Origin of the sequence: Mangrovitalea sediminis (assembly GCF_002514725.1) — a bacterium.
Classification (GTDB): domain Bacteria; phylum Pseudomonadota; class Gammaproteobacteria; order Pseudomonadales; family Oleiphilaceae; genus Mangrovitalea; species Mangrovitalea sediminis.
The window spans coordinates 756,452-772,088 of the sequence record NZ_NTLB01000001.1 but is presented as its reverse complement, the minus strand read 5'-3'; the positions used below and the strand labels follow the sequence as shown (position 1 = coordinate 772,088).

General features: G+C 60.0%; 14 protein-coding genes. 4 read left to right on the top strand and 10 right to left on the bottom strand.

The genetic code is table 11. From position 1 onward, the window contains the following. Positions 1–35 precede the first annotated feature (35 nt). A complete protein-coding gene (locus CLR77_RS03665; protein WP_097459672.1) occupies positions 36–1,322 on the bottom strand; it encodes an FAD-dependent oxidoreductase in 1,287 nt (428 codons plus the stop codon). A 194-nt stretch (positions 1,323–1,516) separates the two neighbouring features. Here CLR77_RS03665 and CLR77_RS03660 point away from each other — a divergent pair, with 194 nt between their 5' ends. Continuing rightward, complete coding sequence (locus CLR77_RS03660; RefSeq protein ID WP_097459213.1) at positions 1,517–2,902, top strand: DegQ family serine endoprotease; 1,386 nt, start codon at positions 1,517–1,519, stop codon at positions 2,900–2,902. A 74-nt stretch (positions 2,903–2,976) separates the two neighbouring features. On the opposite strand, the gene CLR77_RS03655 is transcribed toward CLR77_RS03660, so the two are convergent. From CLR77_RS03655 to mnmH, 5 genes are all read right to left on the bottom strand, one after another. After that, a complete protein-coding gene (locus CLR77_RS03655) occupies positions 2,977–3,510 on the bottom strand; it encodes an aminoacyl-tRNA deacylase (protein ID WP_097459212.1) in 534 nt (177 codons plus the stop codon). A gap of 214 nt (positions 3,511–3,724) precedes the next feature. Beyond that, the gene (locus CLR77_RS03650; RefSeq protein ID WP_097459211.1) at positions 3,725–4,558 is read right to left on the bottom strand and encodes a mechanosensitive ion channel family protein; all 834 of its coding nucleotides are present in this window, start codon (positions 4,556–4,558) and stop codon (positions 3,725–3,727) included. 190 nt (positions 4,559–4,748) lie between these two features. Then, a complete protein-coding gene (selD, locus tag CLR77_RS03645; protein ID WP_097459210.1) occupies positions 4,749–6,986 on the bottom strand; it encodes a selenide, water dikinase SelD in 2,238 nt (745 codons plus the stop codon). A gap of 133 nt (positions 6,987–7,119) precedes the next feature. Then, positions 7,120–7,713, bottom strand: coding sequence for a hypothetical protein (locus tag CLR77_RS03640; protein ID WP_097459209.1), 594 nt, complete (start codon positions 7,711–7,713; stop codon positions 7,120–7,122). Between the two features lie 165 nt (positions 7,714–7,878). Further along, the gene (gene mnmH, locus CLR77_RS03635; protein WP_097459208.1) at positions 7,879–8,982 is read right to left on the bottom strand and encodes a tRNA 2-selenouridine(34) synthase MnmH; all 1,104 of its coding nucleotides are present in this window, start codon (positions 8,980–8,982) and stop codon (positions 7,879–7,881) included. 133 nt (positions 8,983–9,115) lie between these two features. Between mnmH and CLR77_RS03630 the strand changes: the two genes are divergently transcribed. Then, entirely contained in the window at positions 9,116–9,784 is a 669-nt protein-coding gene (locus tag CLR77_RS03630) for a class I SAM-dependent methyltransferase (RefSeq protein ID WP_097459207.1), read from the top strand. Between the two features lie 493 nt (positions 9,785–10,277). Here CLR77_RS03630 and CLR77_RS03625 read toward each other — a convergent pair whose 3' ends face one another. After that, positions 10,278–10,688 carry a VanZ family protein gene (locus CLR77_RS03625; RefSeq protein ID WP_097459206.1) on the bottom strand — a complete coding sequence of 137 codons (411 nt, stop codon included), beginning with the start codon at positions 10,686–10,688 and terminating at the stop codon, positions 10,278–10,280. A gap of 106 nt (positions 10,689–10,794) precedes the next feature. On the opposite strand from CLR77_RS03625, the gene cysZ reads away from it, so the two are divergent. Then, positions 10,795–11,577, top strand: coding sequence for a sulfate transporter CysZ (gene cysZ, locus CLR77_RS03620; protein ID WP_097459205.1), 783 nt, complete (start codon positions 10,795–10,797; stop codon positions 11,575–11,577). Positions 11,578–11,663: 86 nt separating this feature from the next. After that, positions 11,664–12,518: a response regulator gene (locus CLR77_RS03615; protein WP_097459204.1), complete on the top strand. Its 855-nt coding sequence runs from the start codon at positions 11,664–11,666 to the stop codon at positions 12,516–12,518. Here the strand turns inward: CLR77_RS03615 and phoR are convergent. The 3 genes from phoR to ubiA form a co-directional block, all read right to left on the bottom strand. Continuing rightward, positions 12,493–13,845, bottom strand: coding sequence for a phosphate regulon sensor histidine kinase PhoR (phoR, locus tag CLR77_RS03610; protein ID WP_097459203.1), 1,353 nt, complete (start codon positions 13,843–13,845; stop codon positions 12,493–12,495). The genes CLR77_RS03615 and phoR overlap by 26 nt on opposite strands. Before the next feature lie 76 nt (positions 13,846–13,921). Further along, entirely contained in the window at positions 13,922–14,614 is a 693-nt protein-coding gene (gene phoB, locus CLR77_RS03605; RefSeq protein WP_097459202.1) for a phosphate regulon transcriptional regulator PhoB, read from the bottom strand. A 97-nt stretch (positions 14,615–14,711) separates the two neighbouring features. Further along, the gene (gene ubiA / locus CLR77_RS03600) at positions 14,712–15,599 is read right to left on the bottom strand and encodes a 4-hydroxybenzoate octaprenyltransferase (RefSeq protein WP_097459201.1); all 888 of its coding nucleotides are present in this window, start codon (positions 15,597–15,599) and stop codon (positions 14,712–14,714) included. Positions 15,600–15,637: the final 38 nt, after the last annotated feature.

Genomic DNA, 15,637 nt, shown 5'->3' with positions numbered 1-15,637 from the left:
GTCGGTAAGGGGCTAAAGAACAGTGCGCCATCGGATCAGGTGATCGGAAACGCCGGCAAGCGGCGATCCAGCCATCGGAGCAGGCGTGCGGAGAGACCTTCGTCCAACCCCATGGCGTAACGGGCCACCTCGTCGCGGGCGAACGGAAGGTGTCCGGCGAGCGCCAACCCGATGTTACGGGCAAAGTGCAGTGGCGGGCGGGCGTTGCTGAACGCATGATAGAACAGGTCCATGGCGAGCATCATACGCTGGTTGGCCGGTCGGCGTTCGCGCTCGTAAGCGGAGAGCGCCGCCTCGCCGCCGATGTCCTGTCCTTGGGTGCGCGCATTGGTCAGGTGGTGGATCAAGGCCTCTGCGTCCTGGAATCCCAGGTTAACCCCCTGTCCGGCCAGCGGATTGATCGTGTGGGCGGCATCGCCGGCGAGGACGACGCGGCCATTGAAATAGCGTTGGGCATGCCCGCGGAACAGCGGGAAGCTGCCGCGTGCCGTGACCCGTGTCAGATGTGGCAGCTCGGATGGAAACGCCTGCTGAACCGCCTTCAGGAAATCGTCGTCGGACAGCGATAACAGGGTTTTGATACAGTCGGGGTGGTCATACCAGACGAGCGATGCCCAGGCGGTGTCCCGGTCAGCGGCCAGGGGCAGATAGGCCCGCGGCCCGCTGGGCTGGAACGCCTGCCAGGTGATGTCCTGGGCCGGCCCCTCGTGGGCGACGGTGGCAACCAGGGCCTGTTGCGCATACTGGTCGCGGTTCAGTCCGATGTGGGCCATCTCCCGCATAGGTGAGCGGGCGCCGTCCGCCCCGATAACGAGCGAGGCTTTGATAAGTCGGTCATCGTCCAACTGCAGTGTCGCGGTGTCTGGGTCCTGCTCCAGACTGCGGACCTCATGTCCCTGGATCAGCGTTACCCTGGCCTGACTGCGGGCGGCCTCCCATAGGGCACGTTGGGTCACACCGTTCTCGACGATATGGCCCAGGTGGCTGCGGCCGAGTTTGGTCGCGTCAAAAACGGTGCGGTTGAAGCCGTCGGGCAGCAGGCGCGCCAGCATCGGGGATAGTGCCTCCCAGACCGCCAGACGCCTGTAAGGACAGAGCCTCATGGATTCGATGGCGCCCCAGGCCCCCCAGTGGCGCAACAGCCGTTCGCTGCCGGCGCTGAGTGCGGATACCCGTAGATCGGGGGTGCTGTCGGGGTCGAAGGGTGCCAGCGTTTCTCGGTCGATCAGGGCGACCTGAAAGCCTTCCTGGGCCAGACCGGTGGCCAGTGCGGCACCGACCATACCCGCACCCACAATAGCGATATCGAACGTCTGATTCATCTCTGTGTCCGCAACCGATTCTGTGGCATATGACTGGAAGTGCAGTGAAATGGTACTGGAATCCATGGCAGGCGTCTGCGGAAAATCGCCAAGACACTGATCCAGCGCATGCCGAAGGTCGTTGTAAAGCGTTGGCCTGTGTTTCGGAAAACCGTAACATGGCGGCACTGCTGTGTAATTGACGAGAGGATGACATGGCTGCAACTCGCCACCCGATCCAGCAATTCCTGATCCTGTTGACGATCACCGTGCTTTCCCTTGGGCAAGCCTGGGCGGAAATTCCGTCCAAGATGCCTGATGGTACTGAGGTGCCTTCACTGGCCCCGATGTTGAAGAAGGTGTCCCCGGCGGTGGTCAACATCGCCACCTATACCAAGGTTCGGACCTCAAACCCGTTGCTCAACGATCCCTTCTTCCGCCACTTCTTCAACGTGCCGGATCAACAACAGGCGGTGCCGAAGGAAGAGAAGAAGCCATTGGCTGCAGGCTCCGGTGTGATCATCGACGCGGCCAAGGGGTATGTGGTGACCAATCACCATGTGATTCAGAACGCCGACGAAATCGTGGTCACGTTGCAGGATGGCCGTAGTTTCAATGCGGAAGTTGTGGGGTCGGACACGCAGGTCGATCTTGCGCTGCTGCAGATTCCCGCCGAAAACCTGACGGCGCTGCCCATGGCGGATTCCGATAAAGTCCAGGTCGGCGATTTCGTGGTGGCGATCGGCAATCCGTTTGCGCTGGGCCAGACCGTGACCTCGGGTATCGTCAGCGCCCTCGGACGCAGCGGCCTCGGCATTGACCGCTATGAGGATTTCATCCAGACGGATGCCTCGATCAACCCGGGTAACTCTGGCGGGGCGCTGGTCAATCTGAATGGCCAGATGGTGGGGATCAATTCGGCGATTATCGCACCCTCGGGCGGGAACGTGGGAATCGGCTTCGCCATCCCGACTCGCATCGTCAAGAATGTGATGGAGCAGTTGATCAAATTCGGGAAAGTCCGTCGGGGCCGGCTGGGGATCCTGTTCCAGGATGTGACCCCGCAGCTGGCTCAGGCGTTCAACCTGAAGATTACTCGCGGTGCTGTTGTCTCCCAGGTCGATGCAGACAGCCCGGCGGCCAAGGCGGGTTTTCAACCGGGTGACGTGATTACCGACGTCGATGGGCACCCGATTCGCAATGCGCGGGACCTGGATAATCAGATCGGTCTGACCCTGGTCGGTCAGCCGCTACAGGCCCAGATCCTGCGTAATGGCCAGGAGATGACGCTCAATGCCCGAATCGAGCCGACGCCGGCGCAGAAAGTAGCGGGCCAGGATATTCATCCAGAGTTGGCGGGCGTCGAATTCGAGGATGTGGTCGATGAGTCTGTGGGATTGCCGACGGCGGTACGGGTCAGCGATATCGATCCAAACTGCAAGGCGTTTGGCGCCGGATTGCGGAAGAACGACCATATTGTCGCAGTTAACCGGCACCGGGTTCACTCGGTGCGAGAACTGAAGCAACTCTCCAGTGGCGACGATCAGCTACTGTTGCGGGTCGAGCGCGGCGATAACTCCTTCTATCTCGTGGTTCGTTGATCCAGGAGCCACTCCGCAAGGTCCCGCCTGTCGGCGGGACCTTCTCTTCTCTGTTTGGACGCAAACCTTCGGGGTTATACGGCTTCGCGGCGTTCCATGGGTCTTGGCCGTGCGCGTAGCCATTCCGGTTTGGGGGCATCGGGCCGGACAAAACCCCGTTGAATCACGATGGGCATGGCCAGCTTCAGGTAATCACTGACCGACATGAGAATGGACTCGGTGTGACTGCCGGCGGCGAAAGCAATTTCCGGTTGCAGGGTCAAAGCTTCACAGCAGTAGACGTTCATACCGTAAAGGTTGCCGAATGGCGGCATGGCGCCAACCTCACACTCGGGGAAGCGATCCTTGAATTCGTCCTCGTCGGCAAGCTCGATGAAATCCGTATCCAGAACCTGGCTCAGCCGATCCCAGCGAATACGTGTTGTGGCGGGCATGACCAGCATGGCTGGTTTGCCATCGAGTTCGATAATGACCGTCTTGGCGACGTGATCACCCATGATATGGGTGTGATGGGCCAGTTCCTGGGCGGTGAAAGCAGGTGGATGCGCCAAACATTGATAGGCGACACCTCTTTGATCCAGAAAATCTTTGAGTTGTTGTACCGGCATGACAACGACCTCCCAACAGCATCGACAGCCGGCTCTTCCGAGACTGATGCTAGCGTCTACTGGAGAGCCGCCCCTATCGTCTAGCTTAGACCAGGAATTCGTGACTCTGGAAACTCCGTTTTTGATGATTTTACGATCTGGCTGCCGGAACGTGACGTTGGCCACGCTGCTTTCCGGCAGCCGTTAACGCTACTGTTCTCCCCTGGGCCTGTAATTACTTGGCTTGATAGAGGTGAACATCGCGCTGCGGGAACGGGATGGAGACGCCCTCGGCGTCGAAACTTTCCTTCACCTTTTCCTGCATGTTCCAGAAAAACGGCCAGTAGTCGGAGGATTGGGTCCATACCCGTACGCTCAGGTTGACGGAGCTGTCACCCAGGCTGCTGACCACGACCAGTGGTTCCGGGTCTGGCAGGACGCGCTCGTCGGCGGCGATCAGTTTGGTGATGATGGCCTTGGCCTTCTGGATGTCGTCGCCATAGCCAATGCCGAACGTCATGTCGACGCGGCGTTTGTCGTAAGAGCTGTAGTTGATCAGGCTGCTGTTGGACAGGTTGCCGTTGGGAATCACGACCCGGCGGTTATCGAAGGTATTGATAATGGTGTACAGGATCTGGATTTCGTGGACGGTGCCGACGTAGCTTTGTGCTTCGATCACATCCCCCACGCGGAACGGCTTGAAGATCAGGATCAGGACGCCACCCGCAAAATTCGCCAGGCTCCCCTGCAGGGCCAGACCCACGGCCAGGCCGGCGGCACCGAGCGCGGCGACGAAGGAGGTGGTGGCGATGCCGATCATGGAGGCGACGGAAATCAGCAGCAGGGCCTTGAGCAGGATGGAGACAAAGCCACACAGGAACTTGCTGAGCGTGGGGTCTTTCTGATGCAGTTTCTTGTCGATAACCGAGACCATCCGGTTGATCAGCCAGAGGCCGACAAGCAGAGTGATGATCGCCAGAATTGCCTTGGGTGCGTATTCCAGCAGCATGGTCCAGGCGGTTTGAGCCAGATGGGCGAGCTGGTCGTTACCCTCAAAGAGGTTGTTCATGTCGAGCTCCTTTCTTTCGTCGCAATGATCAGGCTGTCATTTCTGTGAGCCGGCCTGTGGCCCGTTCCGGGGCCGAGTGGCTTGATGTCGTTTATAGCAGATTGCCTGGGTATTCTGGCAAGCAAATTCAGGTCCGTGGCAGCGTCTTTTTCGTTGATACGCTGTCCGGGTGAAACAGATGGCCCTGCTGCTATGGGTTCAGCTGGATGTCCGGTGTACCGGCGCTATCCACGCGACCGATGCAGCGCGCCTGGGGATAACCGGCGCTGTGCAGTGCCTGCAGGCAGTCCTCAGACTGCGCTTCGGGAATGCCGGCCAACAGTCCCCCGGCAGTTTGTGGATCGAAGAGCAGCGCCCAAAGCGGATGCTGGTCGAAATCGGCAGCGTTTCCGATCAGGTGCTGGCCACGCAGATTTTGCGGATGGAGGGAGCTCAGCCAGCCGGCGTCCAGGCATTCTCTGGCACCTTTCAGCAATGGCAGGTGGCCAAGGTACAGTGCTGCCGTGCAATTCGAGGCTCTGAGCATTTCAGCAAGATGGCCGACCAGGCCGAATCCGGTGACATCGGTGCAGGCGCGGGCGCCATGTTCGCGAAGTAGCGCTGCCGCTGTCCGGTTGGAGGTGAGCATGGAGGCGAGGGCCTGTTCGACCCAAGGCCCGCGGGCCTGGTGGCGCATGTCTGCGGCAAACAGGGTGCCGGTACCCAGCGGTTTGGTCAGAATCAGGCGGTCGCCGGGTCTTAGGCCGCCTTTGCGCAGCAGCTGGGCTTCATCGCCCCAGCCGTTGAGTGCAAAGCCGAGGGTCATTTCAGCCCCCTCGGCCGTGTGCCCGCCAATCAGGGCTACGCCTTCCCGCTCGAGTACGGTGAGGGCGCCGCTCATCAGTTGCAGAAGATCGTCGGACTGCTTGCGTTCGTCGGCGTAGGGCAGTGTCACCAACGCCTGGGCCGAGTGGGGTTGGGCGCCCATGGCAAACAGGTCCCCCAGTGCATGAGTCGCGGCGATCTGGCCAAAGATCCAGGGGTCATCGACGAGAGCCCGGAAGGCGTCGACGCTCTGTATCAGCAACTTGCCGGGTGGTGGCCGCACAACGGCGGCATCGTCCGGCGTGTCGAGACCGACCAGTATGTCGGTACCATACCGGGGTACCAGCTGTTTCATGACCCGTTCCAGTACCGACTGACCGACCTTGGCTCCGCAGCCTCCGCAGCGCATCAAGGGGCTCTCTTGGCCCTCTGTTTCCTCGGACGCGGCTGCATCTTCCGCTGGAGGCAGCTCCTCATCGAAACGGCGCATAAAGCGACGGTCGATGCGGTCTTTCCAGTCCCAGACCCAGCGACCTTCGAGGGACCAGCCGCTGCGGGATGCCACGGCATAGCGGTCGCCCGTGCTGATCAGACTGAGGAAGGCCTTTTGCGGGCGGTAATGTTGTAACGGCTTTCCCGTCAGTGCGCGTAACAGGTTCTGGGCCAGGGGCTTGCCTTGCCGCACAGCGAAAACGCCTGCCTTGGGGCGCTGGTGATTGATCTGGTCGGCGACATCGCCTGCGGCAAATATTTCAGGATGGGAAAGCGACTGTAAGGTATCGTCCACCTGGATAAAACCGCGCGGGCTCACTTGCAGCCCGGACTCGCCCAGCCAGGCCGGTGCGCTTGCAGACACGGTCCAGAGCATGGCATCCAGGTCGAGGCGTTTTCCCTCTTTTGACAGCAGATGATCGGCCATGATGCTGTCGACCCGGAAATTCCGGTGAACCTGAATTCCCCTCTCCGCCAGTATTCGCTCGTAGCGGCGTCTGACGCCAGCGTTGTGACTGGCGAGAATGCCGTCATCCGGGGTCACCAGATGGTAAACGATATTGGGTTCCGGTAGCGGCTGTATGCGACTGTCCGCCTTTAGGCGGTGCTGGATGGCCAGCAGCACCTCGACGCCGCTGGCGCCTCCGCCGACGGTGGCGATTCGCCAGGGGCGCTGGGGTTCACTTTGAACCTGCTCACGAAAGCGCGTCCACCAGGCGAGGAAAGGCGCGACAGGCTTCAGCGCGACGGCGTGTTCTGCGGCACCGGGCACGCTGGCATCCGGTACGGACCCGGTATCGATGGACGCCAGGTCGTAGCCCAGCGGTGGATGATCGCGACAGAACACCAGTCGCTGCTCCGGGTCGAGCCGGGTGACCCTATCATTGATAAAGCGCACCCCGGCATAGCGGCAGAGGCGAGCCAGATCGATATGTGCCTCTTCATGCCGATAATGACCTGCAATGACGCCGGGCAGCATGCCGGAATAGGGCGTCAGGCTACCATCTGAAATCAGCGTAATGCGCACGCCCGGGTGCGGCTGCATGGCCAACATGCGCAGCGCCAGCGCATGGCTGTGTCCGCCGCCGATCAATACCAGATCCTGACGAATGGGGGTGTTGTCGGTCTTCATGGAGTGCAGATCTTGATTGGTGGCAAGGGGGACGCGTCCATCAAATGTTATGAGGATTCTAACCTAACGAGCGTGTCGATTGGCGGCTGTAAACGTTTGGGCAGAGAAAGCGGCTTTGCATGTGAGAACCTCCCTAGTCCCGCAACTCCAGCCGAATTCCGACCTGGACAAGCCTGCGCCTGATGCGTTGTATGTCGTCGTTGGAGCCTCCCGCCGTAATGAATGGCCGCATAGGCAGGTCGACGCTCAATCCATCAGGAAAGCCGGCCTCAGCCAGCAGTCTGCGAGCTTGGGGGATATTCTCACCGTGCAGCGCGAGCACTACGGCTTCACGCACCCGCGAATCGCTCAGCCGACCATCGTCGCTGTGCGGCCATTTGGCGGTCTCGATAAACAACGCGTCCGGATCTGGCGCCCGAGCGGGAGGTATAGTCTTCGGCGGTTGAGGCGTGGTATCCGGTTCGGCGGGTTGCGCCGAGCTTGGCTGTTGCTCAGACGACTGCGTCGATGGTGTTTGCGTGGACGGAAAAGGGGGCAGTGCGCCGCTGCCTAAATAGATCCCCATCACGATCAGGATCACCCCTGCGAAACCCGACATCCAGCGGCTGGCCTGACCTACCTTACCGGGAACCTCAGCGCCGAACAGTTTGAACTGACCTCCGAGTAGCGCGATTAACAGCAGGATTGCTCCAACGATAACCAGCGCCAGGGGCAGGTTCTGGGGCATCACGACCTCGTCATTATCAGTTGGGCAGGCATCGCGCAGCCTGGACACCCACAATTCTACGTCGACGCCGGAACCGCATGTTGACGGGAGTCAATGGATTGGCCGGCTCGGGCAGGGTGCAATAACCGAAGGGCATTGCGCCGCATGAGGTTAACGCGTGCGCTGTCAGTTAACAGGCTGTGCTGTGAGAGCCCCTTCCAGTAACGACGAATAATCTCCTCGCCGGGCAACCGGGTTCTCCTTCCGAGACAGCTGATAGTCATACATTGGATCGTAATAATCCTTCAGCAACTGCTCGATCCAGGTCCTGTGCAGTCCCAGCGATCCATCCCGGGCCTGTTGTCCCAGCGCCTCCCGCATGATGGCGTCCAGCTCGGTATAACGGTCTCCGCCGAGGCGTTTGCGGATGCGTTGCAGACTGCCCAGCAGGTATTCGCGGAAGTTGTGCCAGCCGGCATCTTCGCCGTCACGTGCGATGAAACCCTTGCTCATATCGGTGACGTAGTCGGCGAGGATATTGTCGATGCGGTCGTCCAGTGAAACTTCGAGAATCCAGAGCCGCGCCTGGGCCATCCGGTAGCGCAGTGCTTCGGGCAAGGCGCAGCGACCGATCAGGTGGCTTTCGTCTTCCAGGTAAATGGGGCCGCCGTTTTGTTCGGCTTTGAGCAGGGCGATGATTACGCCGTTTTCGAAATCGATCTGGGACGGTTGTGGTGTCAGGGTGCGACCGAAGCTGGAGCCGCGGTGGTTGGCGATCCCTTCGAGGTCGACGGCATTGGGGAGGTCGTGCACTAGACGGGTTTTCCCCGTGCCGGTCCGGCCGCTGACGACCACCAGATCCAGGTCGCCGATATGCGCGTCCAGCCAATCCAGCAGAAAGCGGCGTAAAGCTTTGTAGCCACCCTTGATCCGCGGATATTGGATACCGGCTTCGGCCAGCCATTGCTGGCTGATTTGGGAGCGCAACCCGCCGCGGAAACAGTAGAGATAGCCTTCGGGGTGTTCCTTGGCGAAGCGGACCCAGGCAGCGACCCGCTCGGCTTTGATGTCGTCCCGCACCAGTTGGTGGCCGAGTTCGATAGCGGATTCCTGGCCGTGTTCCTTGTAGCGGATGCCAACGCGCCGGCGTTCCTCGTCCACCATCAGGGGTTGGTTGCTGGCGGTGGGGAAGGCGCCTTTCTCGAATTCGACGGGTGCTCGGACGTCCAGAAGCGGCACGTCGTCGAGAAACAGGCGGTGATAATCGTCGGTATCCGGGCGTTCGGTCATGGAGGGTGCTGTCGAGTCGTGACAAAAGGGTGACTGGAGTATATCGAAATCCCTGTGTTTTTGCTCAGGAGTGCGGCGTTGTCGGCGCTTTGTCCGGGGATTACCATGCGTTTCTCTTTTGAGGAGTTGTCCGATGAACGCAGAGCGACTGAACCAACACCTGCGCCGAACCTTGCCGCACGGCCGTGTGGCGCTGACCCATCCGGCCGGTTGCCCGGAACTGGGGCTTTACCTGTTTGATCCCGACGTGCTGGAAGGGCCGCTGACCCACGAACAGGCCCAAGCGGTGGTGGCGGAGCCGGCCTACTGGTCCTTTTGCTGGGCGAGCGGTCAGGTGTTGGCGCACTACATCCTGACGCATCCCGAGGTGGTCGCAGGGCGTCGTGTCATCGACTTTGGCTCCGGGTCGGGCATCGTGGCTGTGGCGGCGGCCAAGGCGGGTGCGGCGGAGGTTGTTGCCTGTGATCTGGATGCTCAGGCGCTGGACGCGGCGAGTGCCAATGCAGCCGCTAATGGCGTCAGTGTGAATCTCTGCTCGGATTGGTTTCAACGTCCAGGGGAATTCGATCTGGTGACCGCGGCGGATGTACTCTATGACCCGGAAAACCGGGTATTTCTGGAGGCGTTCTGCCAGGTGGCTCCGCAGGTTTTGCTTGCTGACTCCCGCGTCAAGGATCTGGGCGATGCACGATACCGGCGGTTGGGGGTCCGGTCCTGTAGCACCTGGCCGGACCTCAATGAATTCGAGGAATTCAATCAAGTCAGGCTCTATGCGGTTGGCGAGGGGTTTCCGGCAGTTTGAAGTGATAATTGGGAAAGGAGGATGATTGCCCGCGAGCAAACATTTCGCCCATAAAAATGGGCGACATAAAGTCGCCCACTGGTCGGAACAGGTCGCAGCATCCTTGCTTATCGAAAACGACACTCCTGTCGTTCGTTCTTCTCCCTATGCCTGTCCCTGGCGCCGGCATCCTAGCCGACCATCCAATTAGGCGTCCCTTAAGCAGAACTTCCGTATAGTCCCTGCTTCCCCTCAAATCCTATGAGGATACCGTCCCTGTGGCGTCCTATCCCTGTCACTCCCTGACGATTAGAACTATACCAGCTCTCCGACGACCGGCCGGTGATGGAACCTGATACGGGGCGCGTACAGATTTCCGGATTTTGGTAACACGGCCTACGAAACAACCGGTTACCCAAGGTGCGGGGTTTCTCTTTCGGTCTTTCGCACAGCACAAAGGGCAAAGTTCCCACGTGAATGTAAGAGATGTCTCACGCGGAATGTGGTCAATGTCCTACTTTGCCTGATGGGGTGTTGGTCGTTTTGCGCCATACCCGATGGGTTCCCTGAGGAATGGCAGGAAATAACACAGGGCCAGGCCGGCAAGAATGCCGATGCTGTCGGCCACCACATCCCAAAAGGAGCAGTCACGGTAGGGCAGCTCGGCCTGAACCAGCTCGATAAAGATGCCGAATGTCAGCATGGCGCCGATCATCAGCCAGGGACTGCGCTTCGGGAAGCCGAGGCAGAAGAGAACGGCCAGGGCGACGAAAGCGGCGATGTGATTGACCTTGTCGATGGAGGAGGCCGGTATCGGATATGGATTGGGGGTTGTCGCCAGGTAAAACACGCCGATCATGGCAAAGAACCAGAACGCACGCCAAAGGCGGTGCAGTGCGAAGAACTTTTCGAGCGCAAGCAGCATGGGTGGTCCCTGAACGGTGTCGGCGTTATCGGAGCATGTTATCCTCCTTCGCCAGTTGATGGGCGGCGCGACGGTGGCCGCGGCAGACGACAGGAGGGTTCTGTGGATGTTTAAAGGCAATTTCCTGCACGGGTTTCGCTATTTTCGCGAAGGCTTCAGTCTTATGTGGCAACCGGGACTGCGCCAGTTCGTCATCTTGCCTCTGATCCTCAATGTCGTGATTTTCCTGCTGATGTTCAAGTGGCTGTACGATCTTTTCACACTCATGATCAACACTGTGATGGGCTGGCTGCCGCACTGGACCTGGCTGGAACCGCTACAGTGGCTGTTCTGGCTGATTTACGGTGCCCTGCTGATCCTGTTGCTGGCATACGGGTTCGTGGTTGTGGCCAACCTCGTTGGCTCGCCTTTCTATGCCTTTCTGGCAGAGCGCACGGAGGAGCGGCTGACCGGACACAAGCCGGGACCTGATCTGCCCTGGTGGCGGGTGCTGGGTGAGGTGCCCAGGGCCGTCTGGCGAGAAGTGCTCAAGCTGCTGTATTACCTGCCTCGGGCTATCCTGTTACTGGTGATCGGTCTGGTGCCGGTCCTCAACCTGGTCTCGACAGCGCTCTGGTTTCTTTTCAACAGCTGGATGATGGCCCTGCAGTATGTGGATTATCCGGCAGACAACCACCGCGTCAGTCTGGCGGACCTGAAAACCGTATTGCGGGCACGGAGAATGACCTCCTTTGGGTTTGGTGTTCCCGTGGCGGTGGGCGCCATGGTACCGATACTCAACTTGTTCGTGGTGCCCGCGGCGGTCTGCGGTGCAACCTTGTATTGGGTGAGGGAAAATGCAGGAGAATCGGTTGGGGCCTCGCCGTCTTCGCGTCCTGAACTATATTGAACCTGGGCATCCGCAAAAAATGTCGTCGGACATGGGGCGAATGCCCACTTTAGACTTCTCTGGGCCACGCAGGCAGTAGATATAACATGGCGATTATAAAGGCGCTCGTTGTGGACGACGCCAGCTTCGTGCGCGATCTGGTCAAACGCACAGTGCGCAGCAAATTCCCGGTCATCGAGCTGACGGAGGCGGCGAACGGTCGCAAGGCCCAGTCTCTGATGAGCCGAACCTTTTTCGATCTCATCCTCTGCGACTGGGAGATGCCGGAAATGTCCGGTCTCGAGTTGCTGCAATGGATGCGGCAGCACGATGCCTATAAGACCTGTCCGTTTATCATGATCACCAGCCGGGGCGACAAGTCCCACGTGATCGAGGCCGTGCAGCAGGGCGTTTCCGAATACCTGGGCAAGCCGTTCTCGCCTGATGCCCTGACCAAGAAGATCATCAAGGTCATGGGGCGCAAGCTGAAGGCGGCGATGTCGGACGGCTCGAAAGTCTCCGCAACCCCGGACGCCTTCCGTGAATCGGCGACGCTGCTCACTCAGGCGACGCGCGGCTCGGCGGAAGTCGATAACGGCGCAGCGGCGCCAGCTGCAGCTGCATCGGGCGGCAAGGACCCGGCTCAGCGGATGCGTGGTGTGGCGGCGGTCCGTTTCGCCGACTCGGTACTCAAATGCGTGATCAAGGATATTACGCTGACGGAGATCCGTGTCATCGCCAAGCGTGACCAGCAGTTCCCGGGCATTCTGGATCAGGCCGTTGTGGATATGGACCTGGGGGATAACCGTGTGGCGCGCCTTAACGGCTATGTGCATCAGATGCAGGCGGTCGAGAAGCGGGTGGATACCGATTTCGTCAGTCTGATCATCCGCTTTGTCGACGAAGATCCGCAGAAGCTGGAAGACCTGTCACGGTTTATTGCCGGCTTTCGGGGGAGTTAGCCAGAACGGTTTCCGCTTCCGTCTCTTCGGTTTCCTCCGTCAGCCGCTGAGACGGAAAATGACAGATGAACTCGCTGCCTGCTCCCGGTGTACTGCGAATCTCCAGTCGCCCATCGTGGTTGAGCAGTACATGCTTGACGATGGCCAGCCCCAGGCCGGTGCCCCCGGTTTCCTTATGGCGACTGGGATCTGCCCGGTAGAAACGCTCTGTCAATCGCGGAATGTGAACGGGGTCGATGCCGATCCCGTTGTCTCGCACCGAAAGATGTGCGCCCTCACTATCCACGAACCAGCGAATCTGTATTTCCCCGCCGGCTGGCGTGTATTTCACCGCATTGAATATCAGATTGGAAAAGGCGCTGCGTAACTGGTGGTCGTCGCCCAGCAGTGACTGTTGGCTGTCGCAGACCAGACTGATCTGGTGCTTGCGATCGCCGCTGAGTGCTGTGGCATCGTCGCGGATAGCCTTCAACAGCGCAGGCACATCGGTCGTTCGGGTGTGAACTTCGCGTTCCCCGGTTTCCAGCTTGGCCAGCAGGATCAGGTCGGCGATGAGCGCTTCCATGCGCTGAGCCTGTTGGGCCATGGTGTTCAGTGGTCGTTGCCAGCGTGGCGGAAACTGGTCGGCATACTCGACCATGGTTTCCAGATAGCCGCTGATGACGGTCAGCGGGGTGCGCATCTCATGGGACACATTGCTGACGAAATCGCGTCGCATCTGCTCCAGTTGGTGCAGGCGGGTGACGTCACGGACAATGATCAGCCGGTCGTCCTCGCCGAACAGGTTGATCTGGATCTGCAGGCGGAGCTGGGCGCGCGAGGGCGAGGGAATCTCCAGCAGGTCCCGGTATTGCTTGGCCTCAAAATAGTGCTTGAAGGCGGGAGTCCGGATCAGGTTATAGATCAACTGGCCCTGATCACTGCCCCGACGGAATCCCAGAAGCTGCTCCGCCGCCAGATTCCACCATTCGAGTACGCCGTTGGCGTCTGTCATGATGACCGCATCGCGCAAGGTGTTGGTGGACTCCTGCACCCGGTTGATCAGGGCCTGCATGCGGTCCTGAGCGCGCAGCTGCACCTGTTGCGCACGGAACAGGGTTTCGAAAAGGTCACCCCAAAGACCGAAGGCGCGGGGCGGCTCATCATCGAAATCCGGCGAATGGACCCATTGGTAGAGTCGCTTGAGTTGCCACAGCACGCTGATCAGGTAAGCGCCGAGGCCGCCGGCCAACACCCAGCCCGGCTGGCCGACCAACAAGCCGACCGCGAGCAGCAGGGCGATGCCCAGCAGCAGGAGCTTGATGTGATCAGACCAGTTGCGGTGCATATATCTTCCGGAAAAACGGCTCGACCACCGTCACCCCGGAAGGCGTCGGTGGCAGAACCTGAAAACAGGGCTGGAATCAGGCGGCGCGGGTCGAGAAACGATACCCGGTGCCGCGTACGGTCTGGATGAGATAGTCGTGCGAGGGACCCAGGGCCTTGCGCAGACGCCGTATATGGACGTCAACGGTGCGTTCCTCGACATAGACATTGCCACCCCAGACCTGGTCCAGCAATTGATTGCGAGTATAGACGCGTTCCTGGTGGGTCATGAAGAACTGCAAGAGTTTGTATTCTGTCGGCCCCATATTGACGGCACCGCCATTGGCGGTCACTCGGTGGCAGACAGGGTCCAGGCGCAGGCCGTCGACGTCGACCGGTGTTTCGACGCCGGGTGGCGTAGTGCGGCGCAGCACCGCCTTGAGGCGGGCAACCAGTTCACGCGGTGAAAAGGGTTTGGTGATGTAATCGTCTGCACCGACTTCCAGGCCCTGGATCTTGTTGTCTTCCTCGACCTTGGCGGTGAGCATAATGATCGGAATCTCCGCCGTATGCTCATCGCGTTTGAGGCGCCTTGCCAGCTCGACGCCGCTGGTGCCGGGTAACATCCAGTCCAGCAAAATCAGGTCGGGCTTGCGATCGACGATCAGGGCGTGAGCCTCACGGGCGTCGCCGGCTTCCAGATAGTCGTAATCGGCCATCTCCAGCGCTATGGCGATCATCTCCCGGATCGGCGCTTCATCATCAACAATCAGAACTGTCTTTCCGGACATGGGTAAGCAACCTGCTTCCGATTCGTGGCAGCCATATTACAAAGAAACCATGTTACATCTATATGACAGCGGCTGCCTCGACTTGAGATCGGTTCGATCAGTGCAGTGCGTAATCCAGGACCAGGCCGACAAAGACCGCAAATCCGGCCCAGTTGTTATTGAGGAACGCGCGGAAGCAGGCCTGCCGGTCACGGTGACGAACCAGATGCTGCTGATAGACAAACAGGCTGGCCATGGCCACCAGGCCCAGATTGAACCAGACACCACGGCCGCATTGATGCCCGACCATGAAGAGCACCACCACCGTCAGTGCTTGCATGATGCCAATGATCAGGCGGTCGGCTTCGCCGAACAGGATGGCGGTGGATTTGATGCCGACCTTGAGATCGTCGTCACGGTCGACCATCGCGTAGAACGTGTCGTAGGCGACAGTCCAGAGCACATTGGCGGTGAAAACCAGCCAGGTCAGGCGCGACAATTGGTCCGCCTGTGCCGCCCAGGCCATCGGAATCGCCCAGGAAAAGGCGGCGCCGAGAAATAGCTGGGGCAAGTGGGTATACCGCTTCATAAAGGGGTAGATGAACGCCAGCGCCAGGCCCCCAAAGGAGAGGTACAGGGTCAGCCGGTTGGTGAACAACACGACCATCGAAAAGGCCGCCAGGCTCAGGAGCAGAAACAGGACGATGGCTTCCCGGGGCTGAATGGCGCCGGTGGCGAGCGGGCGTTGATGGGTGCGCTCAACGGCACCGTCCCAGTCGCGGTCAGCAAAGTCGTTGATGGCACAGCCGGCAGCCCGCATCATGAAGACGCCGAGAACAAAAACGATCAGGTTGCCTATCGAGGGAAATCCGCCCGCCGCGAACCAGAGCGCCCAGAGCGTCGGCCACAGCAGCAGGAAACTGCCGATGGGGCGGTCGAGGCGCATCAGGCGCATGTAATGGGGCCATTTCTCACGAAGGGGCAGGGTGGGTATGCGTACTGTCATTTCGCCTTTCTCTGCAGCGGGGTGGACCGTTAGGGCGG

Excerpts from the sequence above, each read along its gene's own strand:
- CLR77_RS03665 (WP_097459672.1), bottom strand. The coding sequence starts at position 1,322 with ATGAATCAGACGTTCGATATCGCTATTGTGGGTGCGGGTATGGTCGGT.
- CLR77_RS03660 (WP_097459213.1), top strand. The coding sequence starts at position 1,517 with ATGGCTGCAACTCGCCACCCGATCCAGCAATTCCTGATCCTGTTGACG.
- CLR77_RS03655 (WP_097459212.1), bottom strand. The coding sequence starts at position 3,510 with ATGCCGGTACAACAACTCAAAGATTTTCTGGATCAAAGAGGTGTCGCC.
- CLR77_RS03650 (WP_097459211.1), bottom strand. The coding sequence starts at position 4,558 with ATGAACAACCTCTTTGAGGGTAACGACCAGCTCGCCCATCTGGCTCAA.
- selD (WP_097459210.1), bottom strand. The coding sequence starts at position 6,986 with ATGAAGACCGACAACACCCCCATTCGTCAGGATCTGGTATTGATCGGC.
- CLR77_RS03640 (WP_097459209.1), bottom strand. The coding sequence starts at position 7,713 with ATGCCCCAGAACCTGCCCCTGGCGCTGGTTATCGTTGGAGCAATCCTG.
- mnmH (WP_097459208.1), bottom strand. The coding sequence starts at position 8,982 with ATGACCGAACGCCCGGATACCGACGATTATCACCGCCTGTTTCTCGAC.
- CLR77_RS03630 (WP_097459207.1), top strand. The coding sequence starts at position 9,116 with ATGAACGCAGAGCGACTGAACCAACACCTGCGCCGAACCTTGCCGCAC.
- CLR77_RS03625 (WP_097459206.1), bottom strand. The coding sequence starts at position 10,688 with ATGCTGCTTGCGCTCGAAAAGTTCTTCGCACTGCACCGCCTTTGGCGT.
- cysZ (WP_097459205.1), top strand. The coding sequence starts at position 10,795 with ATGTTTAAAGGCAATTTCCTGCACGGGTTTCGCTATTTTCGCGAAGGC.
- CLR77_RS03615 (WP_097459204.1), top strand. The coding sequence starts at position 11,664 with ATGGCGATTATAAAGGCGCTCGTTGTGGACGACGCCAGCTTCGTGCGC.
- phoR (WP_097459203.1), bottom strand. The coding sequence starts at position 13,845 with ATGCACCGCAACTGGTCTGATCACATCAAGCTCCTGCTGCTGGGCATC.
- phoB (WP_097459202.1), bottom strand. The coding sequence starts at position 14,614 with ATGTCCGGAAAGACAGTTCTGATTGTTGATGATGAAGCGCCGATCCGG.
- ubiA (WP_097459201.1), bottom strand. The coding sequence starts at position 15,599 with ATGACAGTACGCATACCCACCCTGCCCCTTCGTGAGAAATGGCCCCAT.